Origin of the sequence: Moorena sp. SIO4G3, assembly GCF_010692305.1 — a bacterium.
In the GTDB taxonomy this organism is placed as follows: domain Bacteria; phylum Cyanobacteriota; class Cyanobacteriia; order Cyanobacteriales; family Coleofasciculaceae; genus Moorena; species Moorena producens_A.
In genome coordinates, this window is record NZ_JAAHIG010000113.1 from 1 (window position 1) to 23,470 (window position 23,470).

The 23,470-nt window shown below is 42.3% G+C and carries 21 protein-coding genes and 1 pseudogene; 12 read left to right on the forward strand and 10 right to left on the reverse strand.

All coding sequences use genetic code 11. The annotated features are described in order from the left end of the window. Nucleotides 1-431: 431 nt before the first annotated feature. The 4 genes from F6J99_RS20285 to F6J99_RS20300 form a co-directional block, all read right to left on the reverse strand. Nucleotides 432-659 carry a hypothetical protein gene (locus F6J99_RS20285; RefSeq protein WP_293114721.1) on the reverse strand — a complete coding sequence of 76 codons (228 nt, stop codon included), beginning with the start codon at nucleotides 657-659 and terminating at the stop codon, nucleotides 432-434. 683 nt (nucleotides 660-1,342) lie between these two features. Further along, the gene (locus tag F6J99_RS20290) at nucleotides 1,343-2,923 is read right to left on the reverse strand and encodes a polyamine aminopropyltransferase (protein ID WP_293114723.1); all 1,581 of its coding nucleotides are present in this window, start codon (nucleotides 2,921-2,923) and stop codon (nucleotides 1,343-1,345) included. Nucleotides 2,924-2,926: 3 nt separating this feature from the next. Next, a complete protein-coding gene (locus F6J99_RS20295) occupies nucleotides 2,927-3,220 on the reverse strand; it encodes a hypothetical protein (protein ID WP_293114725.1) in 294 nt (97 codons plus the stop codon). A gap of 77 nt (nucleotides 3,221-3,297) precedes the next feature. After that, nucleotides 3,298-4,302, reverse strand: coding sequence for a hypothetical protein (locus F6J99_RS20300; protein ID WP_293114727.1), 1,005 nt, complete (start codon nucleotides 4,300-4,302; stop codon nucleotides 3,298-3,300). A 907-nt stretch (nucleotides 4,303-5,209) separates the two neighbouring features. Between F6J99_RS20300 and F6J99_RS20305 the strand changes: the two genes are divergently transcribed. The 5 genes from F6J99_RS20305 to F6J99_RS20325 all read left to right on the forward strand — a co-directional run bounded on the left by F6J99_RS20305 (nucleotide 5,210) and on the right by F6J99_RS20325 (nucleotide 6,983). After that, nucleotides 5,210-5,410, forward strand: coding sequence for a hypothetical protein (locus F6J99_RS20305; protein ID WP_293114759.1), 201 nt, complete (start codon nucleotides 5,210-5,212; stop codon nucleotides 5,408-5,410). A 163-nt stretch (nucleotides 5,411-5,573) separates the two neighbouring features. Next, complete coding sequence (locus tag F6J99_RS20310) at nucleotides 5,574-5,747, forward strand: hypothetical protein (protein ID WP_293114729.1); 174 nt, start codon at nucleotides 5,574-5,576, stop codon at nucleotides 5,745-5,747. A gap of 30 nt (nucleotides 5,748-5,777) precedes the next feature. Next, a complete protein-coding gene (locus F6J99_RS20315; protein ID WP_293114731.1) occupies nucleotides 5,778-5,981 on the forward strand; it encodes a hypothetical protein in 204 nt (67 codons plus the stop codon). 372 nt (nucleotides 5,982-6,353) lie between these two features. Then, a complete protein-coding gene (locus F6J99_RS20320) occupies nucleotides 6,354-6,608 on the forward strand; it encodes a BrnA antitoxin family protein (RefSeq protein WP_293114733.1) in 255 nt (84 codons plus the stop codon). Nucleotides 6,609-6,794: 186 nt separating this feature from the next. After that, on the forward strand, nucleotides 6,795-6,983 hold the full coding sequence (locus F6J99_RS20325; protein WP_293114735.1) for a tetratricopeptide repeat protein: 189 nt from the start codon (nucleotides 6,795-6,797) through the stop codon (nucleotides 6,981-6,983). On the opposite strand, the pseudogene F6J99_RS20330 reads toward F6J99_RS20325, so the two are convergent. Further along, nucleotides 6,961-8,196: pseudogene (locus F6J99_RS20330) on the reverse strand (transposase). The gene F6J99_RS20325 and the pseudogene F6J99_RS20330 overlap by 23 nt on opposite strands. 99 nt (nucleotides 8,197-8,295) lie before the next feature. Here F6J99_RS20330 and F6J99_RS20335 point away from each other — a divergent pair. The 5 genes from F6J99_RS20335 to F6J99_RS20355 all read left to right on the forward strand — a co-directional run bounded on the left by F6J99_RS20335 (nucleotide 8,296) and on the right by F6J99_RS20355 (nucleotide 13,194). Beyond that, nucleotides 8,296-8,403, forward strand: coding sequence for a transposase (locus F6J99_RS20335; protein ID WP_202972095.1), 108 nt, complete (start codon nucleotides 8,296-8,298; stop codon nucleotides 8,401-8,403). A gap of 273 nt (nucleotides 8,404-8,676) precedes the next feature. Further along, nucleotides 8,677-9,966, forward strand: coding sequence for a tetratricopeptide repeat protein (locus F6J99_RS20340; protein WP_293114737.1), 1,290 nt, complete (start codon nucleotides 8,677-8,679; stop codon nucleotides 9,964-9,966). Further along, nucleotides 9,963-11,102, forward strand: a complete 1,140-nt coding sequence (locus F6J99_RS20345) for a tetratricopeptide repeat protein (RefSeq protein WP_293114739.1) — start codon at nucleotides 9,963-9,965, stop codon at nucleotides 11,100-11,102. Before F6J99_RS20340 ends, F6J99_RS20345 begins: the two co-directional genes overlap by 4 nt. Before the next feature lie 403 nt (nucleotides 11,103-11,505). Continuing rightward, nucleotides 11,506-12,525 carry a PDDEXK nuclease domain-containing protein gene (locus F6J99_RS20350; RefSeq protein ID WP_293114741.1) on the forward strand — a complete coding sequence of 340 codons (1,020 nt, stop codon included), beginning with the start codon at nucleotides 11,506-11,508 and terminating at the stop codon, nucleotides 12,523-12,525. 228 nt (nucleotides 12,526-12,753) lie between these two features. Next, nucleotides 12,754-13,194, forward strand: coding sequence for a nucleoside deaminase (locus F6J99_RS20355; protein ID WP_293114743.1), 441 nt, complete (start codon nucleotides 12,754-12,756; stop codon nucleotides 13,192-13,194). Between the two features lie 349 nt (nucleotides 13,195-13,543). Here F6J99_RS20355 and F6J99_RS20360 read toward each other — a convergent pair whose 3' ends face one another. From F6J99_RS20360 to F6J99_RS20370, 3 genes are all read right to left on the reverse strand, one after another. Beyond that, complete coding sequence (locus F6J99_RS20360; RefSeq protein ID WP_293114745.1) at nucleotides 13,544-15,337, reverse strand: hypothetical protein; 1,794 nt, start codon at nucleotides 15,335-15,337, stop codon at nucleotides 13,544-13,546. A gap of 697 nt (nucleotides 15,338-16,034) precedes the next feature. Next, nucleotides 16,035-17,504, reverse strand: a complete 1,470-nt coding sequence (locus F6J99_RS20365; RefSeq protein ID WP_293114747.1) for an NAD(P)/FAD-dependent oxidoreductase — start codon at nucleotides 17,502-17,504, stop codon at nucleotides 16,035-16,037. A 172-nt stretch (nucleotides 17,505-17,676) separates the two neighbouring features. Beyond that, entirely contained in the window at nucleotides 17,677-18,747 is a 1,071-nt protein-coding gene (locus tag F6J99_RS20370; RefSeq protein WP_293114749.1) for a glycosyltransferase, read from the reverse strand. 483 nt (nucleotides 18,748-19,230) lie between these two features. On the opposite strand from F6J99_RS20370, the gene F6J99_RS20375 reads away from it, so the two are divergent. Further along, nucleotides 19,231-20,301: a glycosyltransferase family 2 protein gene (locus tag F6J99_RS20375; protein WP_293114751.1), complete on the forward strand. Its 1,071-nt coding sequence runs from the start codon at nucleotides 19,231-19,233 to the stop codon at nucleotides 20,299-20,301. Between the two features lie 13 nt (nucleotides 20,302-20,314). Beyond that, nucleotides 20,315-22,975, forward strand: coding sequence for a glycosyltransferase (locus F6J99_RS20380; RefSeq protein WP_293114753.1), 2,661 nt, complete (start codon nucleotides 20,315-20,317; stop codon nucleotides 22,973-22,975). Here the strand turns inward: F6J99_RS20380 and F6J99_RS20385 are convergent. Both F6J99_RS20385 and F6J99_RS20390 read right to left on the reverse strand, forming a co-directional pair. After that, complete coding sequence (locus F6J99_RS20385; RefSeq protein WP_293114755.1) at nucleotides 22,929-23,069, reverse strand: hypothetical protein; 141 nt, start codon at nucleotides 23,067-23,069, stop codon at nucleotides 22,929-22,931. The two genes, F6J99_RS20380 and F6J99_RS20385, sit on opposite strands and share 47 nt — an antisense overlap. Before the next feature lie 209 nt (nucleotides 23,070-23,278). Continuing rightward, nucleotides 23,279-23,404, reverse strand: coding sequence for a hypothetical protein (locus F6J99_RS20390; protein WP_293114757.1), 126 nt, complete (start codon nucleotides 23,402-23,404; stop codon nucleotides 23,279-23,281). Between the last annotated feature and the right edge of the window lie 66 nt (nucleotides 23,405-23,470).

Consider the following 23,470-nt stretch of genomic DNA (forward strand, 5'->3'; position numbering starts at 1 on the left):
TGGTCGACAGTTGACGGTTATTGGAGTTCATACGTTTGCTCTTCCCATCTGTCCCTTAAATCTGCTCTTTGACTTGCTGTGGCTATCATCATACCTTAACCATGCCCATATTACTTAAAGCTGACAACCTTCAGATAGTAACTTGCTTTTTCCTCAATAACAATCCACCTTAATCAACCTTAATATTATTAAATATGCTCACGCCTAGCTGCACAAGTAAAGGGATTTGTCAATCCTCCTAAATCAAGGTAATTTTGTCTAAACTTAGAACTACAAATCATTGATTTTGTCAATCCCCTAAAATCAATAGTTTTGGGCGCGTTCGCTTTTAGCGGAAGCTGAGGCCTTTGGCCACGCTTTGCGAACGCGTGACTCGCGTAGCGTTTCTTTCAGAGAATCGCATTTTCCTTCTATTTCCGGCGTTACCAATCTCATTGGATCGCCTCTTCTGCATCAATTTCATCACGATAGGCTGCTATATCTGCTAGCACCTCATCAAACAGAGGATTATTGGCATACATACCAGCAAATTCCATCCAAGGATGTTCATTATTGACAGATTCAACTTCCAAAGAAATGATATCTGCTTGAGCTAAACGCTCACTCAAGAGTTGGCGAATATTAGCGTTTGCTTCTTTTTCCTTATCAATCCTATCCATAGCGCTAATCGCTGATAGCACCTCAAGTAGCGTGCGCGTAGCGCTTAAGCTTAAGTTATTATAGCAAATCAGTAATTTGTATTTTATCGTTACAATCTCCGCGCTGATTAAACCTTGTCTATTTTAGAAGCTACTGCTACCAGCGCTATTGTTAAAATTACTAATTATAGCTATTCTCTCTGCCATTAGGTAGAAACTGATCCCCCTAAATCCCCCTTAAAAAGGGGGACTTTGAGGCAATAAACGCTATAAAAATAATAGTTAAAAACTAAGTAATTCTCTGAAAGAGACGCTACGCGATTGACCGTAGGTCACGCTACGCGATCGCTAATTTTATAAAAGCGATTATTTTAAATATACATTACGGTATTGCTTGTTTTTTATTAATCATAAAACTTACCAAAAAAAACTTTTTAAAACCCTTTAAAATTATAAATATAATAATTAAAATAATTAATAAAAAGCGAAATTAATTTTTTTTATGATGTCACAACAATTCAGGCAAAACTTCAAGAAACAACCTGCTCAGCACACTCTCAAAGGTTCTCGTCAAGCAGTACTTTCTTGCCTCCTGGCTCCCGCCTTCTAATCTGAAAATAGGAGACAGGAGTCAGGAGAGATTGATTTTCATGCATGGTGGTGAAAAAAATTGTTTATCGGGACTGTCTTGGAGCCTTCTTGCACTAGTAAGCTGCCCAACGGGGGTCAGATTGGTAGCGTACAATCACAGGATGAGCAAGGCGGTTGACCTCGACATTACCCAACTTAATATCTCCTGGCAGCTCAAACAAGGAGTGTAAAATGCCTGGGGTGAGAAAGCGAGTTGATACCGATAAATTGAGGGTGTCCGGCTGAATCGATCGCCTTGATGCTAGCACAAAACCCCAAGGCCCAAAGCTGGGGACATCTATAACATAGGGATGAACTAATAGTCCCACATTTTCCAAGGTTGCGGCAATACAACTCAGAACATTGGGAGCAAAAAAGGGACTAGATGCCTGAGTCACAAACATGCCTTTGTCTGCTAATCGCGGTAAGAGACGACGGTAGAATCCTTCTGCATAAAGCTTGGCAATAATCTCTTGATCGGGGTCGGGAAAGTCGGCAATAATCACATCAAAGGTTTCGTTGAGTGCGGGTGCCCTAATGAAAGCATCAGCATACAACACTTCGACACGGGGGTCGGAAAATGAGTTATCGTTAACTTGGACTAATTGAGGGTGATGACTAGCTAACTTGACAACCTCGGTGTCTAAATCGATTAGTAGGACTCGTTCGACTTCTGGCCATTTGAGCACTTCCCGCAAGGCCATACCATCACCTCCACCCAACACCAGAACCCGACGCCTACCAACACTAGCACTCATGGCGGGATGGACTAAAGCTTCATGGTAGCGGTATTCGTCGAGGGTGGAAAATTGCAAATCGCCATTGAGGAAGAGACGAACATCCTGTCCTTGTCGTGTGAGGACAATGCGTTGGTAGGGAGACTGGATGCGGGTGATCACTGGCCCACTATACAGAGTATTTTCCAGCTTGTCGCTAATCGGAATGGCTAAGGGAGCCAAGGTAAACAGGAGAATACCTAGGGTTAAACCCAAATATCCCCAGGGCCGCAGTCTGGGAAAGCGTCTCCCAATGGCAAACACCATTAAGGCGGGTAATGACCCTAAGACAAAAGCCGTAGGAAATAAACCGATAATGGGTAATAAGAGGATGGGAAAAGCGAGGGAACCCAGTAGTGCTCCCAAATAGTCTAACGCTAAAACACCTGCTAATGCTTCCCGCACCCCTTTGTCCAATTCCAGAATTCGGGTCAGTAGCGGCACTTCCAGTCCTGCTAGTACTCCCAGGACAATAGTGACGAAGAATAAACCCAGCCAGATGGAACCATTCCTAACAAATACAGCAAATAGTCCTAAAGGCAATACGGCAGTTAGGGGCGCAATGAGTAGTTCAACTTTGACAAAGACTAAGAGTAGTTCGTGTTGTAGAGATGGGGAATTGGTCTGATTGACAGCAATAAACTGACTCAGGTAAGACCCTAGACCCATTGCTGCGAGAAATACTCCAACGGAAATACCATAGGATAGAGCTTGATTCCCTACCAAGTAACTTGCTAGAGTTCCCAGCAACAGTTCTACCGCTAGTCCACAAATTGAGGAAACCGCAGCAGCAATCATCAGCAACCAACGCTGGTCCCGTTTGAGGGATGGGATGCTAGAGTTAGCTATCGGTTTCCCATCTGATATCGCATCTTCCATAGTCTATTTCCCAGTAGCCGGACCGCCTCCGCGAAAGCTACCATAGTCTGAGCGATTGGGCGACGATTCCCAAATACCTAGATAATAGTAACCGGATAAATATGTCCGATGTCGGGGCCAGTAGTTCTCTTGTTTTTCTTCCCGCAGGACAAGGGCTGAACGCTGAGTGTAACCTGCTATTATGGTAAATAGTGCGATCGCAACTGTCGTCGCTGTCAAAATTTTGGTCAACATGGGATCAATTCCTGGATGGAAAATACAAGTAGTGCGAGCATCTTGCTCGCGTAGTGGGAGCATCTTGCTCGAAGCCCGTGACACAGCTGAAACTGTGTAATAGATTTTTTTCTCGATATCCCACACTCCCCTAACTGTTTTTAAGGCATTAATGGCGTATCAAAAGTTGGGCTAATTTTTACCACCTCAACACTTTGTAAGGTACGGTTGCCATCAATAACTCTCAAGGTTGTGCGATCGACAGATGCATCTGGCCATACTTCCACGGAGAAACCATAGGAACTGCGAGATTCCAACAGGAAGAATGTGTGTAAATGACCTGTTGCTCTCTTGATCTTGCCGTTGATTTTGAGATAGTTCATAGGCAAGGGAAACGAACGGTTATAGATTTCCTCACCATAGGAGTCCTTGACAAAAAGGCGAACTTCTAGTTTCGATGGGGAAGTTTCATCTGCCTTAACATCAACTCTAACCCGCACAAGGCGATTTGCACCACCGACTATAGCGCGATCGCTGGGGTCGCTATCGTTAATCGTTTTGAAGATGGCTTTTTTCCCGGTTAATGGCGCTGCATATAAAGTTATCAAGGTAAGACATAATGTCCCCACTAAACCTGGCCAAAGATAGCGCGTATCTATCACTCCATTTTGGACAGTTACCTGAAACGGCACAGGTTGATCGAGTACTTGTCCTGATGTATCTCCATACTCCAAAACTGCAATGGCAATGGTCACCATCTCATCCTGCTTGGCGCGAACATCAAGTCCTCCTAACAGGTCATCGTCTTGCCAACTACCAGACTCCCCATCATCATACCAAGTTCCTGATTCATTCCAGGCTTGCTTGATGGCGGAGGCGAATGGTTGACCTTGGCCATCGAGTAACTGGATTTCATAAGTAACCCATCGGTTAAGGGGAATTTTTGCTTTAGCTTCAATGCGAAGAGCACCAATCAGCTGGCGCTTGAGGGACAGTGTTTGAAGTTGCAGCGGTTCCTCTTGCCTGGCACTGACGGTAGTAGATAGCAGTGTTTTCTGGAACCGATAACCATGGGATAAGGCTAAAAATACCAGTACTGTAGACCCGATAGCAATATAAGGCCAGGGGTCGATAAAACGACTAGTACGTTGAGTTTCAATAGTCACTGGTTTTTGTTGTGTCTCTATAAACCATTATCTACACCGACCCAGAGGTGATGTCCACAAACTCCAGTTTTTACAACCAGTGGTAATTGTCTCACCAAAGTAGAAAATAGTTTTTGTACCAACACGACGGCGTTGCTGAATTAAGGAATGAATGCGCGATCATCTGGTTTTATTAAAGCCCCCGTTGGTCCCCCAATTCTGGGGGACTTTGATAGTTTTGTTCCCCCCAGAATTGGGGGGCTAGGGGGGCGAAACCATACCCATAATCAGCAACGCCAACACGACAGGCATATTCCAATTCTCAATTCTCAAAAATTCAACAAATCAGAAGGTTGTTTTCTTTTCCTCTTCTGTGTTGGAGACATCGGTGATTCTGGAAGAGTTGGCTCTTCCGTACTTGTTATGCTAAATAAACACTTTAGCTAAGGGAGCAGGGAGCAGGGAGCAGGGAGCAGGGAGTAGTGTAAAGAGGCCGTATTCAGAAAATTTTGTTAGTTAAATACCATCATTTTCCTTATACAGTAAGCTTTATGAGTTTTTTAAGTTTAAATTTAGCATAAAAGGTACTGAAGAACCGAAGAGTTTTTGGCCTAGTTGAAGAAGATGGCCAACTAGGGTGTTGGAGAGCAATGTTTTTACTATAGCAATCCTCCCCCAATCAAAATTTTAATTGATTTTTCTTTAACAGAGGGCAGAGCTGCAAAGCTTCCGCTAAAAGCGATTGACCTGCATGTCACGCTACGCGATCGGCGAAGCCGCGCCAAAGGCGATTATCTGAAAGATACGCTACGCGAACGCTAATTTTTTATTAATCCTAAAACTTCCAAAAAAAACTTTTTAAAACCCTTGACAACTATAATTATAATCATTACAATAATCAATATAAACCGAAATGAGATTTTTTATGATGTCACAAAAATTAAGCCAAAACTTCAAGAAACAACCTGCTCAACACACTCTGAAAGGTTCTCGTCAATCAGTACTTTATAGTATGCAAATGCTGTATGCCCTAGGCTATGCAGAGATAGCGGAATGGACCCCTCTGGAAGCGACTGATGTTCCAGGGGAAGTGATCACTACAATCACCAAGTATTGGTTGTTGCCATAACACCTTGTCTTGATGCAGTCGCTCATGGGGGAAACCCCCAAGACCGCGCTGCATCGCTAATTTTCTGGGGGGGTTTCCCCCCTGGCCAAGGTTTTGGTCGAATCAGATAGGATCTGATCAGGTTAGGTTTGCTAATTTTGTGACATGAAAAATTGGAATAGCCGTGGATAGTATTTCTGCGGCTATTTTTTTTTACTTTACTCCCTACTCCCTACTCCCTGCTCTCTATAGTGTTTCTAGGACTCATGAGGTACACAGGATTGTTTCACTCTTGGCTAATCCCTGCTCCCTGCTCCCTGCTCCCTGTTCCCTGTTCCCTGTTCCCTTTGCTATATAATTTAAAAAAATAACCTTTAATTCAAAAGCGATGGAAACTCAAGACTTAAAAACACTGATCAAAGAAAGCATCCGAGAAGTTTTGAGAGAAGAAAGACTCTTACTCTGTCATATGTTAATGCCTTACGTTAGTGATCAAGAGCAACAAGAGCTTGACACCACCTTTGGTTTACCTCAAGACTATGAAACTGAAGACGTGACTGATCTGACAGATTGGATTAAAAATGACTATTAAATTCCGCAAGAGTGCGATTAAATTCTTAGAGTCTGCTGATCAGGAAACTACCGCAAATATTCGTAAACAACTCAGGCAGCTTGTTGATGCTATTGAAACTAAGTAAATTATTCCTTTTAACGACCTAGACATCAAGTAAATGAAAGGAAATTGGTAAGGCTTTTATCGATTGCGTATTGGTAAAGTTAGAGTAATTTTTACCATTAATTTAACCTTAGCAGATATAGAAATTTATACGATTGGCTTTAGAGGAAATGTCTATAAAAATAGATAATCTCTGACCCAATGGCCATTACAATTGAGGAGCAACGATTTGAGGAGGAACGATTGATCACCATTAGCGTAACATAAACAATATCTGGAGGGATGAAGATGGAAGCTGAGTATGATTTTAGTCAAGGTAAGCGTGGCGCGATTGACCCGATGCCATCTGGTAAGACTCGGATCACTATTTGTTTAGATAACGATGTTATTGAGTGGTTTCGTGAGCAGGTACATCTATCTGGTGGAGGCAATTATCAAACCTTGATTAATCAGGTGTTGCGTCAGCACATTCAGCATCAACCAATAGAAGTAGAAGGAGATCAGGAAAGTATTCCGATCACAGAAATTATTCAAACTCAATAAGCTTGGTAAAATTATCGCTCTGGTAACGATCAAGGAATTTCATCTAAGGATTTAAAGGGTAAGTTATTAGGATAAAAGTTTGATTGACTATAGTTTTATAAGACAATTCGTGATCCTCGAAATGTTTATACTCACATCTGGCACCATTGGAATTAATCGTCGGTGGGCAGTGCCTAGCAATGCGCTTTGCAAGCTGATCTTATCTGTCTCAAGCACTGCCCACCCTACTTGCTAGCCGAGAGAGCATTAGAGATTCGGCAGGAAATCTTGGGAGAAGAACACCCTGATGTAGCAATCAGCCTCAATAATCTGGCTGGATTCTACGAAAGCCAGGGCAGATATGTTGACATACTCACCGTCCTAGAAGAACTGTGATTCTTGACAGATCATCGGGGTGTGCTGCCGTTCGCGTAGCGTGACCTACGGTCTCAACAGTCTTATCGCCCCTCCTTGCCCATTTAGAGTCATGCCGATGCCCCATGCCGACTTTTTCTATGTTTCTAGCAGCGTTGATGTCTCTGTCCTGCTCGGTTCCACAATTAACACAGAGTATTGAGCGTACGGACAAATCGAGTTTCCACCACTTGAACCCACAATCTGAGCAGATTTGACTAGTGGGTTCCCAACGGCTTATAACCCGAAAATCCCTGCCATATTTATCTGATTTTGCTTGAGCTAGACTCCTAAATTCTGACCAACCTTGCTGGCTAATAGCTCGCGCTAGTTTGCGATTTTTGACCATTCCTGACACGTTAAGGTCTTCTAGGACAATTACTTGGTTCTCGCTGACTATCCTAGTTGAGAACTTATGCAGGAAGTCTTTCCTTTTGTTGGCGATTTTATTATTTAGTCTTGCGATCTTAATGCGAGTTTGCTCCCTCCGGTTAGACCCCTTGGCTTGTCTAGCAAACTTTCGTGTTTGTTTGCGTAATTTTCGATCGCGTAGCGTGAGCAAAGCTCAATCTAGTTTTGAATAGTCAGGACTCTTGACATGACCCCCATCACTCATTACCGCGAAAGTCTTGATACCTAGATCAATCCCAATGCTTTGGTTCTTGGCATCAACTTGAACAGGCTCAATATCTACTACAAAGCTCAAGAAATAATTGTTAGCACAATCTAAGATAATGGTCACAGAGCTTGGATCAGATGGCAATTCCCTAGACCAGATCGGTTTGACTACCCCAATCTTGGCTAAGTAAACTCCATCACCTTGAATAGAGAAACCTCTGCGAGTTAATCTTGCTGATTGATTATTGGATCGCTTTTTGAATCGTGGAGACCTAACTTTTCGTCCTTTTCGTTTTCCATTGTGCGACTCAAAGAAGTTCTTAAAAGCAACTCCCAAATCAGCTACGGACTGCTGCAAAGGAACGACTGACACTTCAGACAACCATTTTCTTTCTTCGGTCTTTTTAGCCTGAGTTATGACCAGTTTCTGTAAGTCTCCAGATTTTAGAACTTTCTTAGATTTCTTGCAAATAGCCAGAGCATCGTTCCACACGACTCTGACACAGCCAAACAGCCTAGCTAAGTCCTGTTTCTGTTGGTCAGTTGGATAAAAACGATATTTGTATCTTGCTTTCAATTGGCGTTTATTAGTTGGTCTGTACTCCGATTATAGTGTAATCTACAAGATTTGACAATGGGTTTCCGGAATATTGGCACAGTATTACGCTCCTTGCAAATGCACCTAGTATGCGTAACTAAGTACCGCCAAAAAATATTGACCACTGAGAGTCTCGCGGCCATTGAAAATTCGTTCAAAGAAGTGGCTAATAAAATGATTTTTTAAATTAGAGAACTTAATGGTTTGTTCGCGCAGCGGAGGCCGTAGGCCACAGTTACCGTAAGAATAAAGGAGCCAAAATTTGCCAAGTTTTAACCAAAGGTGCGCTTGACCTATTAAGAATTAAATTCGCCACGGGTCCCACCTCTTTTACGTATAGCTGAACAACCATAAAGGCTCCTTTATTCTAAGGTTTATATCCAGCGAAGGACGGGGCTTGAGACCCATTTTTTTGGTCAATATCGAGCTGCCCTCCAGTCCCTAGCCACAGATTCTCCCTTGACTGATCAACAAGCTCTAGAGATTCTGTGTGCCAGAGATGCACTCAACAATGCCCTCACTCAGGAACCCTTCATACCTGCAGAGCTTCTAGAGTGCATCCATGAGCTAGATGCCCAACTCCAACAACACAAACAACGGATTTACCAAGCTCTGGAACTTTCTAGCTATCGCAACAGCCTACCAGCAAAGCCTAAGGGCTGGTGGTGGTATCTGGATCAACAGCGTCCTCCTCATCCCCTAGATCGTTGCGACTGGGTGTTTAACGGTGTCACCTTTGCAGGTTGGAGTGTCAGTCTGGCTCTGCTGGTCAATATTGCCAGTCGTTTCTTAAGTGGTGGTCCGGATGTGGTTGGCACTTTTGCCATCATTGTACCAACTTTGATCACTCTGCTAAAAGCCAAAAGTGACCTTACCGAAGAAGACCAAAAAGACAACGATTTCTCAGAAGCATTGAAAAAAGGTTTTGAGGAATTGCTAACTCGTTTGAAGGTGCCCAAGTTTCTTCATGCTGAAACTAAGTTTTGCTCCACCATGGCTCTACTGTTGGGATTGCTAGGGTTTTGGTATAGTCTACCCAGTATTTCAGCTATCTACAATCAACGTGGCTTAGAGCACTATCGAGCCGGTGAGCTTAGTAGTGCTGAAGCCGACTACCAAAGAGCGATTGCCCTGGAGCCTGATAATGCTAAGGCCCATTACAATCTTGGACGACTGTATGAAGACTGGTTACAGCTCAAGAAATCAAAGCAAGAGTACCAGCTGGCGGTAAGTGCCAACATTCCTCGGGCATACAACAACTTGGCCAGACTCTACATTCTAGAAAAGGACTATCCTAAAGCGGCAAACCTTTTAGTTGAAGGTCTAAAATTAACCACAGAGCAATCAGTTTATCCAGAGGATAAATACAATCTATATAAAAATCTAGGCTGGGTAAGATTCAAACAAAATCGGGATGATGAAGCTAAAATTGCCCTGGAAAAAGCTACCAAGATTGCTAAGAATCCAGATGTGGCCAAATATCTGCCCAATCGTGCCTCTGCCTCTTGTATTTTAGCTCAGGTACTTGAACGCCAGAAAAAACCTGAAGCTGCCAAAGAATCTCTCAAGCAATGGGAACATTGTCGCGATTTAATCATCACAAATCTCAGTATTTCAAAAGCAAACAAATGGCTAGATTTAGCTAATAAATTAGGAATAGGAAATCGTTTGATTCCAGAAGAAGACACCTGGTTACATCTAGCTAATGAACGTATTCAGAAAGCTCAACAACAGAAACAAAGGCCATGATTTGGAAACGTCTATTCTCCATCTCCCTACTTTCCACGGTTCTAATCGCGATCGCGGCTCCAGCAACTATTCCGGCTGAAGGTCTGTACTACATCGCAGCTGTCACAGGAGATGTTCAAGTGAAACGTCGCCTGTGGTTTGGTTATGATCGAGCTCACCAAGGAGATCGTCTCAAGCTAACAGACCAGATCTGGGTCAAAAACCCTCAGTCCTCTGCTACAGTTTCCTGCAGTGATCTCAGTAATTGGCAAGTTCCTTTAGGAAAAGCTTTGAAGGTGTCTGAAGTTTGCCCAAATTCAGGAATATTGTTCCGACCGGGAGATAACCTAGCACCTGGACGTGGCATCGAGAATGAAGACTTTCCCTACCTGATCAGTCCGAGGAATACAGCACTACGTCCTAATCAACCCCTGACCCTGCGCTGGCATGGGGTGAAAGAAGCCAGCCACTATGATGTTACTATCAAGGATTTGGCAACACCAGTGTGGGACAAACGGGTATCTGAAGCCATAGTTGATTATCCTGATAGCTCCGAACTCCGACGGGATCGGGATTATTTTATAGTGGTAACTGCTAGTACCGATGTGTCTTCACTTGAAAATCCCAATCAAGATCCAGCTCCCACCATTACCCTGCTGACAGATGACCAGGAGCAGGAGCTGAAGAAGAACTTAGCTCAGATTGAGACACAAAATCTGGATGCAGATGCCAAAGCTCAGAAAAAAGCTCATCTGTATCACAGCACTTGCCAAGATCTAAATTATCCCAACACTTGTCTCAATCAGAATGCCATTGACCTTTTAGAAACAAGAATCAAAGCTGGTACAGAAAATCCTGCCATTTATCAGATCCAAGCTGACATGTATAAGCGCATTGGACTAAAGCGACACGCTCAGCAGCGTTACCGCACAGCCCTGGCACTGGCCACAAAGGCTAACAATTTGCCATTGCAGGCGGAAATTCAAGAACAGCTTGGTGAGATTGCCCACAACCTAGAAGAGTATGCTGAAGCAGTTGAATGGCTAGAGGCTGCTGAGGGAATTTATCAAAAGCTTTTAAATTTGGAAGATCCAGAGGTAAAAAGCAAGCTAGAGCAGCTAAGGAATGATATTGAGGATTCTCAACGGAGGATTTGAGGGGGGAAGTAAGTAGTCAGGGGTCAGCTATCAGCTATCAGCGGTCAGCTGTTGGCCTTGTGGCACAGGCTTTGAAGCTGTGACATAGCCCATTAGCTGAATGCTTACGGAAAAACTGTCACCATTGGTGGCAGAAATTGGTGCATCTCCTAAAAGCTGTTTGACCCGGTGGGTGGAACAGGCATTAGGCGTGGAAAGGGTATCAGGCGTGGAACAGGCATCTTGCCTGTTACAGTGTTCGGAAGGGCTGTCCCAACACTGGCGGTGCGTTACGGGACGGGCTATTCCAACACTGGCTACGAGGCGGAAAATTAAGGCGAGCCCGTCCCTAACGCACCCTACGAGGCTGCTTTACCTTTGTTATGATCACCTTTTGGACAAATGTTGTTGAATCGGAAACCAGATGAGTGACTTGGATTCAGGGAAGTATCGGCAACTACTAGTAGAAGTCAAGGAGCGCATTCGCGAGGCCCAGTACCAATCCCTCAAAGCAGTCAACAAGGAATTAATTACTCTTTATTGGGATATTGGACGGTTAATTGTTACCCGTCAACAGGGAGAAACCTGGGGTAAGTCAGTGGTGGAACAACTAGCAAAAGACTTACAAGCGGAGTTTCCAGGTATCAGTGGCTTTTCGGTTCGGAATATCTGGAATATGCGCAATTTATATCTCACCTACTCTCAAAATGAAAAACTGCAACCAATGGTTGCAGAAATTGGTTGGAGTCATAATTTGCTTATTATGCAAAAGTGTAAATATGACTTAGAGCGAGAGTTTTATATCCGGATGACGCGGAAATTTGGCTGGACAAAAAATGTTTTGATTCACCAAATAGAGAATCAAACCTACGAGAAAACGTTGCTGAATCAAACGAATTTTGAACAGACAGTTTCCGAGGATATTCGTAAGCAAGCTAAGTTAGCCGTTAAAGATGAGTACATCTTTGATTTTTTGGAGCTAGCCGATCAGTACAGTGAGGGTCAGTTAGAGCAAGCAATTCTAGCCAAGGTCGAACCATTTTTACGGGAAATGGGAGGAATGTTTGCTTTCATTGGCAGTCAGTATCGCTTAGAAATTAGCAACAAAGAGTATTTTATTGATTTGCTGTTATTTCATCGCCATCTAAAATGTTTGGTAGCCATCGATTTAAAAATCGGGGAGTTTTTGCCGGAATATATAGGCAAGATGCAGTTTTATTTAGCAGCGTTAGATGATAAAGTGAGGCTAGAAGAGGAGAATTCTGCCATAGGAATTATTCTGTGCAAGTCTAAGGATAAGACCATTGTGGAATATGCCTTAAAGGAGTCAAACAAACCGATTGGTGTTGCTACTTATCGAATAGTTTCAACCTTACCACAACAATTGCAGAATCAACTTCCTGCACCTGAACAAGTGGCTCTGTTATTGGAGGGGGTGGAGTGATAGTAAGCATTAGCTGAACGCGCACGCGTGTGCGTAGCACATAAGCTGTTCGCGTTCGCGTAGCGCATAAGCTGAATCCCTTAGAAATTAGCAACAAAGAGTATTTTATTAATTTGCTGTTATTTTATGGCCGTCTCAACTGTTTGGTAGCCATCGATTTAAAAATAGGATAGTTTTTGTCGTAATATTTAGCCAAGATGCAGTAGCTCAGAGTGATGAGGTGCAATTGTGAATCAGTTTTTGCTAGCAGCATTTAAAGAAGCTCAGATAGGTTTACAGGAGGGAGGAATACCGATAGGTTCAGTTGTGGTTAAGGGCGGTAAAATTGTAGGGCGTGGACACAACAGGAGAGTCCAAAAAGGTAGTGCAATCCTTCATGGCGAGATGGATGCTCTTGAGGATATTGGCTCTCAACCTGCTTCTTTTTATCAAGATGTAGTTTTGTACACTACATTGTCCCCATGCAGTATGTGTACTGGCGCTATTTTGTTGTACAAGATCCCTCATGTTGTGATTGGGGAAAACCAAACTTTCTTAGGTGAGGAAGAATTACTCCGTTCTAGAGGTGTGATTGTTGAGGTTTTAAATGACGATAGTTGCTATCAATTAATGCAAGACTTTATTCTGAATAACTCTAAACTTTGGAATGAGGATATTGGTGTTGTGTAAGCATTAAGCCGTTGGCTGGAAGCAAAGCTTATCACCTCACGGGGTGACAAGCGCTCTTTAAAATCTTACAGGGGTTAGGTTTTAGGGGTTAGGTGAAGCGTGAACATCTTCATGGCGTAGTGGTTGATTAAAACTATCTATGCAGTTGGATTGGTGAAAATTGCTTCAACTGCTGGGAAATACAACAACACGAGTCGCTGTAATTTTCCTAAAACCTAAAACCTAACACCTAACACCTGCCTAGGTTTGAGCTTTGTTGTCACCCCTTGAGGCTTATAACATATTTCTATTCCCTACTCCCTACTCCCTACTCCCTACTCCCTACTCCCTACTCCCTACTCCCTATTCCCTATTCCCTGTTCCCTGTTCCCTGTTCCATTTTTACTTTTATAAAACCACCTTTAATACCAAGGTTTGGATCGCGAAGTTGGATATTATCTTCTATTTCAAAGGCACAAGGTAGTTTAGCAGACCAGCATAGTTCATGGTCTTCTGGAGAGATATCTGGGGGAGACAAATAATTAATACCATTAACTTGTTTTTTTTCTAAATATGACGTCATCATTTGGGGAGGGAGAATCAGTCGATAGGACGTTTTTTGATTTAGAACAATAGCTAAGGTGATAACCGCTAATGCTAAATAACTAATTATCCTAAAAACTAGAGGAATTATAAATAATTTTGATTCCTGTATTTTTTTTGTAATTAGGAAATTAAAATTGCCAAACTTTTTATTAAAAATAATAGTAATATATAAACCAGGTATAAGAATTATATATCCTATTCCAAATCTGATTACGGGAGCATAGAGCATCAGAAATACCGTTCCCGAAATAGCTAATCCTAATACCCACATCAAACTCCAGAGGCGATGATTGATTGATGTTCTGAGAATAGAGATAGTTAAGAAAATTGAAATTAAAATTATTACAGTAGCGATTTGATTTAGAGTACTATTAATCAACCAAATCCCAAATAACCAAAGCCAGGGAGGAATATTTGGTGGAGCTGAGTCAAACCAAATTCCCCAAACTTGAGTGTTCTCAGCAACTGCTTTAGCTTCTTCTGCTGTCCAAGACCAAGGTAAATCCAGACATAAGAATGATGATGGAAAAAGTGGGCAACCAGAGGTGACGATATTGACAGCGAACATGGGTGATAAGAGTAAACTAGTGATGACAGCACCTATCACTAGTCGTTTTATACAAAACCTACTGAAAACACTATAAAAAATAACTGATATTAATAATATAGGTAGACAAGTAAGCTTTATAGTTACAGCTCCAGCTGCTAAAATTAGTGGGATAAATTGATCGTAAAATTTATTATTAAATTTATTTTTAAAACTATAATTTTCATCCTGAGTTACGGATGATGAGCGATGGTGAGCAATGATTAACATTGCCCAAGCGATGATTACGGTCAGCAAAATTACTGGGATATCTGGTGATGGAGATACCAGAATATCTGACATTAAACTGGATAGAGCTAGGAGAGGGAGTAGAATTAATGAGCAGATGACGATAAACCAGTCACTGAGCTGTGCTTGATTGGTAAATAGTTGAGGTAGAGCAATCAGAAAGTGTACTATTGCCAGAAGAAAGGCAAAGCCATTGGTGATGGCACTAACTTGAGCATCGAAAATTGGAGGGTTAAACGGAGCAGCGAGAGCAAACCACGATGAGGTAAAACCAAGCTGCTGAAGAAGCAGGGCGATACCTGGCACTGCTCCATACTCGGACAACCATCGGATGGCTCCATAGTGATAGAGACCTGTGTCAAGCCAAGTGACTTGTCGGCTGGTGAATGCTGCGACACCAAATTCTAAGGTGAACAATCCCAAAGCTAAGTTGGGAAACACCATGAAAAATAGATTAGCAATTTCATCCCGGGTAGGTTGTGATGTCAGAGACAATAAACTTAGACTAGCAGCGGTACACCAGCCTACCCAGGAATTGAGGGGAAATACTAGGGAGGTTGCTAGCAGTGCAATGGAGAGCACAACGATGCCCAACCACACTGCTGCAATAATGCGATCGCTAACTCGTTTAAAGGAATCCGCTTGCAGTAAATTCAGTACAGCAGTTCCGATCAAGTAGCAAGGAATAAGTAGAAAATTCCAAGTCGTGATGAAGTAGAACATGCCTATATAGCATTTGTATCTGGGTTGTAAACACACGAATTGCCGAAAAAGGCAAGAGGCAAGAGCGATGCAGCGCGGTCTTGGGGAGGCAGCGCGGTCTTGGGGGTTCCCCCGGAGACGAAACCTTAGATAGTGGAGCCTTTATAGTTAGCAGGTTATGCAGAAAAGGGTTCAATATTTGTTAATAAGGCTCCACTATCTTACGGTAACTTGGCCGTAGGCCACGCTTGGCCGTAGGCCACGCCAAAGGCGAACGCGAACAAACCATGAGCGACTGCCGTGGTTTCCCCCATGAGCGACTGCATCAAGACGGCAAGAGGCAAAAGGGGAAAGAGATCCTCAGTTTTATTGGACAGTAAAAAAAAGACCATACAGGTTTACATCTCAAATACAAACCCTATAGCGTTTCTAGGACTCATGAGGTACACATAACTGTTTGACTATTGACTCTTGCCTTCCCCTCCTGGGAGGGGTTAGGGCGTGTTTTCAAAGTTTTCCGCAAGATTATGATCCCCCCCAGCCCCCCTTAAAAAAGGGGGGAGCCATACTCAAAGTCCCCCTTTTTTAAGGGGGATTTAGGGGGATCTCCGAGTTTGAAAACAGGCCCTAGGGGTGGGTTCCTGCTCCCTGCTCCCTGCTCCCTGCTCCCTAAAACCCAGATATTTGTACCTCACAAGTCGTATAATTGCTATATAGCCTATACAGGCTGAAAAACTGAGTCCTCTACTGAATCCTGTTTTTGCTTTAACTCTTCTGTAGTAAATTCTTCATAGTAAGACCGTTCAGTATTTACCTCCCACAGATCATGGTTTTCCCCCAGTAAATTCTTAACTGCTAGCATTCCTGTTAACATCGAATGGTCTTGATTGTTGTAGCGATGCATCCCATTACGTCCAATGGTTTGTAGGTTATCAAAGTCTGCTAAAAAATCTTGAATCACTTGTAAATGCTGACGATAATCACGGTCGTAAACAGGGTAAGCTTTAGGTTGGCGCAACACAGTACCATCTTCTACAGCCTTGGCATCAGCTAGACCTAAACTCGCCAATTCACGGGTGGCTAAATCCAGCAATTTGCTCTCAGATAGATTCCATATTTCATCTCCCTCATTACAGAAGTATTCTAAACCCAGACAGGTCTTGCTAGGATCCGATACCATTTTTGGACTCCAATTCTTAAAGTTTTGGATGCGACCCACTTTCACCTCTGGACTATGGATATAAATCCACTGATCAGGAAATAAATCTTTAGCATCAATAATGAGCGCTACAATAATAAAAGCTCGATAAGATAGGGATTTTGCTGCTTGGATTACCGCTGGTGGGGGAGGTGGATCGAGTTTTTTAACCAGTGCTGTCACTGGCATACTAGAGATAAAATTGTCTCCAGAGATACTGATAGTTTTTTCATCCTGCAAAGCAGTAATGCTTTTGATATGATTACCATCTCGTTGAATACTAGTGACTACAGTATTCAGTCTTACCTGACCACCTTGATTATCTACTGCTTGCTGAAATTTTTCCCACATCATCCCTGGTCCAAGTATGGGGTAATCAAATTCCTTAATCAAGCTTTTGCTATTTTGACTTCCGAACAAAGCATTGATAATTGCTCGTTTTAGAGATAATTTTTGAATACGCTGTGCTGCCCATTCTGCTTGAATTTTATCGCAGGGTATGCCCCAAACTTTCTCCGTATACGTTTTAAAAAAGATTCTGTATAAACGACGACCAAAGCGATCGCTTACCCACTCTTCAAAGGTTTCAGGTTCATGCCAAGGTCGCAATTTTGCCTTGATTTTTGCCTTGAAGTAGCTGAGCAAAATAACCAGACTGTTAATGATCCCTAGATTCGATAGGGTGTTAAAAATTGAGAGGGGATAGTCGTAGAATTTTCCCTGGTAATAAATCCGTGACATGCGGGGAACTTTGATAAAGTCTTCCCCTAAAACCTCTTGCCAACGTTGATGCGCTGCTTCTACTTTGGTATAGAAGCGATGACCACCAATATCGAAGCGATAGCCTTTGTAGACTTCGGTGCGAGCAATACCACCGACTTTATTGGATTTTTCTAAAACGATAGGTTTAATGCCTTGTTTAACCAGGTCATAGGCAGCAGTAAGACCAGCCGGTCCTGCCCCTGTAATCACTACGGGATAATGTTCCATTGATTAAAAATAGTGCGTCAGTGGTGAGTGCGTTAGTGGTCAGTGCTTAGTAGGAGAATATCGATTTTTATTCCATAGCGATCGCAATTCTAGGTTAACCCTAAAATTCAAACAGTTATTATCAACTATTATTGTTAAATTTTTAAAATTAAAACTCCGCAATAATCAGGATTCAATAATGATTAAAACCTGAGATATTAGGCAAGTCTATCAGAGGTTTTAGGTACTTTTTAAACCAATGACGAACTATACCAATGGCAAACGCAAGTCCGCTGTAAAAGTAATACAGCCAGTGCCATGGAACGGTTCGTATAGTGAATAATAGACCACGCTTTTGATAAAAGAATTGGTAGACAGGTCTGTTGAGTACTAGCAGGGCGAGACTAAACACACAGGTAGCAATAGCAATCACAGTACTAGACCACCAATAAGCTGTAACTAAAGCACCTAGTAGAGCATAGACCAACACCACACTAATACGACTAGACAGTTTTAGGTTCAAGTCACTGATAAACTCACGACAGTTTTCTGGACTTGCGTCGCGAACCTTGAGAATTATGGCAGTCCAGGGCAAGGCGCGGTAGAAAAAGTCAGCTCTAAGCAGAGAAATTATCCCCCAGCGCTTGAGATGTTTCACCCGTAGAGTCTTACACAGCTTAATCCTGTAACCTTTTTCCTTGAGTCGATAGCCTAACTCAATGTCTTCAATACAGGGTTGACGATAATTTTCCTCAAAGCCACCCATGGCAAGAAAGATGTCACGACGGATTGCGCCACAGGCACCCCAAAAGGTAGATGCTTGTTCAGATGCAGTTTGGTGAGTGTAGTGGTGGAGTAAATTTTTGTACTGGGAAAGGAAATTAGCAGCACCGGGAGCATCGTCATAAGAACCAATTAAAGCGGTTAAATTAGGTTCATTGTTAAAGATTTTCACCACTTGACCAATAGTATCCGGATAGATTGCTACATCAGCATCTATAAAGAACAGGATATCGCTCTGTGCTTCTTTCGCTCCTAGGTTTCGGGCTTTAGCGGGACCCCCTGCTGTGGGCAATCGAATTACCGTGGCTCCAAAATCTTGGGCTATACGCCATGAGCCATCAGTATCGCCATCAGCTACTACAATCACTTGATCGGGAGGGGGTTGAGCTTGAGATAGTCTGGCAAGACATTGGTGAAAGTCTTCGCCTCCGTTGTATACGGGGATGATTACGGAGATAGTGAGTCTAGCAGAGTCAATCATTCTTTAGAGAATTTACCTTCAATTACTGATTGAGATTTTGAGATTAAATCGTTACTCTGCATCTCAATAATACCCTCAAATAGTATAACATTAGCTTAGGAAAAAAAATCAGTTTATAATAAATTTAACTAACTCGTTGATTGGCTTTAACAAAACTACCGAATAATCACCAATAGAGATTTTATTTTCAAAAAGTCCTGAATTGACTGAGTAACTCTGTACTTGTAATAGAGGTTGTGTCTACAGGTTTAGCAGTCAGGCATCCGCTATCAGCAGTCAGCGGATAATCCCATTTGATATATAGCAATTCTCTATGCCATGAGGTACAAATCGATCCCCCTAAATCCCCCTTATCAAGGGGGACTTTGAGGTTGAAAAGCGTACCTCATAAATCCTAGAAACGCTATAGCTAAATGCTGATAGCTAAATTAAAAACTCAGTTTATCCCTGTGGAAAGTATAGATATAAAATTTAAATCATCAAATGTCGGTTGTTAAAACAGTTGATAGCTTACCACTAGTTTCAGTGATTATCCCTGCCTATAATACAGAGCAGTTTATTGAAATCACATTACAGTCTGTTCTTTCTCAGACCTATAAAAATATGGAAGTGATAGTGGTAGATGACGGTTCTCAAGACCGCACAGCTGAGATTGTTCAATCTATTGCTAAGCAAGATCAGCGTGTTATTTTACTACAACAACCAAATTTAGGGGTGGCTGCTGCTCGTAATTTAGGGATTAAAAACGCGAAGGGAGATTATATTGCTCCCCTGGATGCTGATGATATTTGGTATCCGCAAAATTTAGAAAAGCAAGTTAAACGCTTCTTGGCAACAGAGCGATCGGTAGGGTTGGTTTATGCTTGGTCGGCGGATATTGATGCCGAAAATTCACTGACTGGAGATTTCCGTGCCTCAACTATAGAAGGAAAGGTTTATAAAACTCTGGTATGTCATAACTTTTTAGGCAATGCTAGTGCATCTGTAATTCGCGCCTCTTGTTTTGAAACCGTCGGTGGCTACAACTGTCAATTGAAAGCACAACAGGCTCAAGGGTGTGAGGATTGGGAGCTCTATCTGCGAATTTCAGAACATTATGAATTTGCTGTTGTGCCGGAATTTATGATTGGCTATCGCAAGATTGTTAGTAGTATGTCTCGCGACTACAGCCAAATGGCTAAGTCTCATGGTTTGATGCTACGTGACGTTCAACAAAGGCATCCAGAGATTCCAGCAGCACTTTATCGATTGTCTAAGAGTAGTTTTTATATGTATTTGGCACGACAAAGTAGTCAGTGTAGTAGCGATCGCAGTACATTATTTTGGCTATCTCAAGCTTTGAAAGCGGATTTTATTACCCCTATTTTTCGCTATGGGTTGTATATCTTGTTCATTAAAAGCGTATTTAGAATGATCACTAAGCTTAAATCTGATAATTATGTTAATAAACCGGGTTTATCAGTCAGTTATGCGGATTTAACGAAACGCCGAGGTAGTCTATATTTCAAGCTCTTGCTTGGAAATTTATTACACCGTTCACTGCTGATGATATAAAAGATTTTCGATTATGCTTTATCCAATCAAAGTAGTAGACATTGAGTTGAGCCGCCCCCTGACTACTCTTGATGGTTTGGATGGTTATATGGCAGTGCAAGGACTGCTTCGCTTCCATGGTGCGCCAATTGGATATGTTAAAGCACCGATTACTAATGGTCACTGCACAGCACAAACCTTAAGTAAACGTATTCTGGAAGACCATAGCGAGACGATTATCAATCGTCTTTTGTACAATGGATTATCCTTACCTCTCGGACGGGAAAGCTTGTGCCTTGAGGATTTGTTTGATGTGCCACCACCGGAGTATAAGGGCAAGTTGCCGTTAGTAACAGTTGCGGTTTGTACTCGCGATCGCACTGGTAATCTTGCTTTATGTTTAGATGCTATCAATCAACTGGATTATCCTTACTTAGATATTGTAGTTGTTGATAATGCTCCCACCAATGATAGCACCAAAAAACTGGTAGAAACTTATGGTAATATTCGTTATATCTGTGAACCTCGTCCAGGTTTAGATTGGGCGAGAAACCGAGCTATTCTTGAAGCTAAAGGAGACATTATTGCCTATACTGATGATGATGTAGTGGTTGATTCAGCATGGGTGAAAGCCTTAGCCCTAGTGTTTATTAAACATCCTGACGTTATGGCAGTGACTGGGTTAGTTGTGCCTTATGAATTGGAAACCGAAACACAAGTGCTGTTTGAAATGTATGGTGGCTTCGGGCGAGGCATGAGGCGTAAATGGTATCAGGTTAATCGAGGCAACAAAATCCATTGGAGACTCCTAGGTACTGGAGAATTCGGTACAGGGGCAAACATGGCTTATCGCCGCTCAGTCTTTGATGATATTGGTTTCTTTGACCCTGCTTTAGATGTGGGTACTGTCACTAATGGTGGTGGTGATTTAGAAATGTTTTTCCGGGTGCTTAAGGAAGGACATACCCTGGTCTATGAGCCTAGTGCCATAGTGCGCCATCGACATCGACGGGATTATGCTCAGTTGCGTACGCAAATTACTAATAACAGTATTGGTCTGTTTTCTTACGCTATCCGTAGCGTCTTTGCCTATCCAGATGAGTGTCTTTCTTTCTTCTTGCTTTTGCTATGGTGGATAGTTTATTGGAATTTAAGACGTCTGTGTCTTGATTTCAAAAATCCCACTCGCTTCCCACGGGATTTAATTCTGGCTGAATTCAAAGGCTGCTTCACTGGTTTAACTCGCTATCACAAAGCTCGCCACACTGCTGCTGAGATTACTCAATCTTTCGGTAACCAAGAACGAGAAACAGAAGTTGATATAGATAGTGATCCATACCCGATTTTTTCTGACCCTATCTTTCCTGCTCTGACTAAGGAAGAAATACCAAAGATTAAAACCAATCCAGGTATGGCAGTGCGCACTGTCGATCTACGGGAACCTTTACAGGCAATAACTGATGTAAAAGAGTACTCATCAGTACGAGTCTTTGTAAAATGGCATGATCACCTTTTAGGTAGCGTTGATATTGCTAACCCTGATCGAGGGATTAGCAAGAATCGCTTAATTGAGGTTATTGTCAATCAGTTTGGTCAGAAGCTGCTGCAAGTAGACCGTAACTTCAGTAGGGATTACTATCATAATCAAGCACTATCTATCTTAACGAATCACTATAAATCCAAGGATAAAGAGACTGATTTACTAACTTATTTACCGGATACTATACCAGTCTCTATTATCATCGCTACCTATGATCGACCCCAAGATTTGCGGAAGTGTTTGTGTAGCCTAGTTGCCCAAGAGTCTACTCGACAATTGGAAATTATTGTAGTTGATAATCATCCCGCTTCTGGTTGGACTCCACCAGTAGTTGCTGAGTTTCCTGATGTTATTTTAGTTAGTGAATCCCGTCAGGGATCAGCTTATGCTCGCAATGCTGGGTTTGTTGCTAGTACCGGGGATATCGTGGTTACGATAGATGATGATGTTACTGTACCACCAGATTGGTTAGAAAAGCTAATCGCTCCTTTTGCTAGACCGGATGTAATGATTGTCACAGGTAATGTTTTGCCCTTACAGTTGGAAACTAAAGCCGAGCAGTGTTTTGAAAATTATGGCGGCTTGGGACGGGGCTTTGAACGGTTGGAGGTTAACGGAGATTGGTTTGAATCCTTTTTCTACAAGCCTGTACCAACTTGGACCTTAGGAGCAACGGCTAATGTTGCTTTTCGTAGCAGTATCTTTCGCCATCCCAAGATTGGCCTCATGAACGAAGTCCTCGGTGCTGGTATGCCTTCAGGAGTTGGAGAAGATACTTACTTATTTTATAAGGTACTTAAAGCTGGCTACACCCTGGTCTATGAGCCAAACGCTTATGTGTGGCATAAGCATCGTACTGAAATGGCAGAGCTACGTCGTCAGCTTTACAACTACAGTAAAGGTCATGTTGCTTACAATCTCACCACATTACTAGAAGATGGAGATTGGCGAGGATTGGTACAAATAGTGCTGGGATTGCCACTTGCTCATTTATGGCGCATCTTTGAACGGCTAAAAGGTTCAAGCAATTATCCGATCTCCCTAATCTGGTTGGAAATTACAGGTAATCTGGCTGGAGTTTGGTCTTTGTGGCAATCTCATCTACGGGTTAAACGTGAAGGTCGTATAGCAATGGGAACAGGGAGTAGGGGGTAGGGAGTAGGGAACAGGGAACAGGGAATAGGGAACAGGGAGTCGGGAGTCGGGAGTCGGGAGTCGGGAGTCGGGAGTCGGGAACAAAAATTATCACAATATTGTTTCACTCTCGTCAAACAATAATCTCAGGAAAATACTTAAAATTTTAGTTTATAAAAGTATTAATTATTATCTTAAGAATAACAAATAAATTTTCAATACTCTGGTAAATAAAGCCTTAATTTCTTTTGATTTAATGCTTGATTAAACTATAAAAATTATGGCTATAGCAGCATTTTAATAAATATCACAAAATAATCGGCTCTATTTCCTACGATTCCCGATTCCCAATTCCCAATTCCCGATTCCCGATTCCCGATTCCCGATTCCCGATTCCCGATTCCCGATTCCCGATTCCCGATTTATATCAATCCTAGTTTTACATCTCAAATTAAAATGCTATATTACTCCAATGTCTTCAAAAAAAAATCGAAAACCCAAAATTAAACCGTTGTT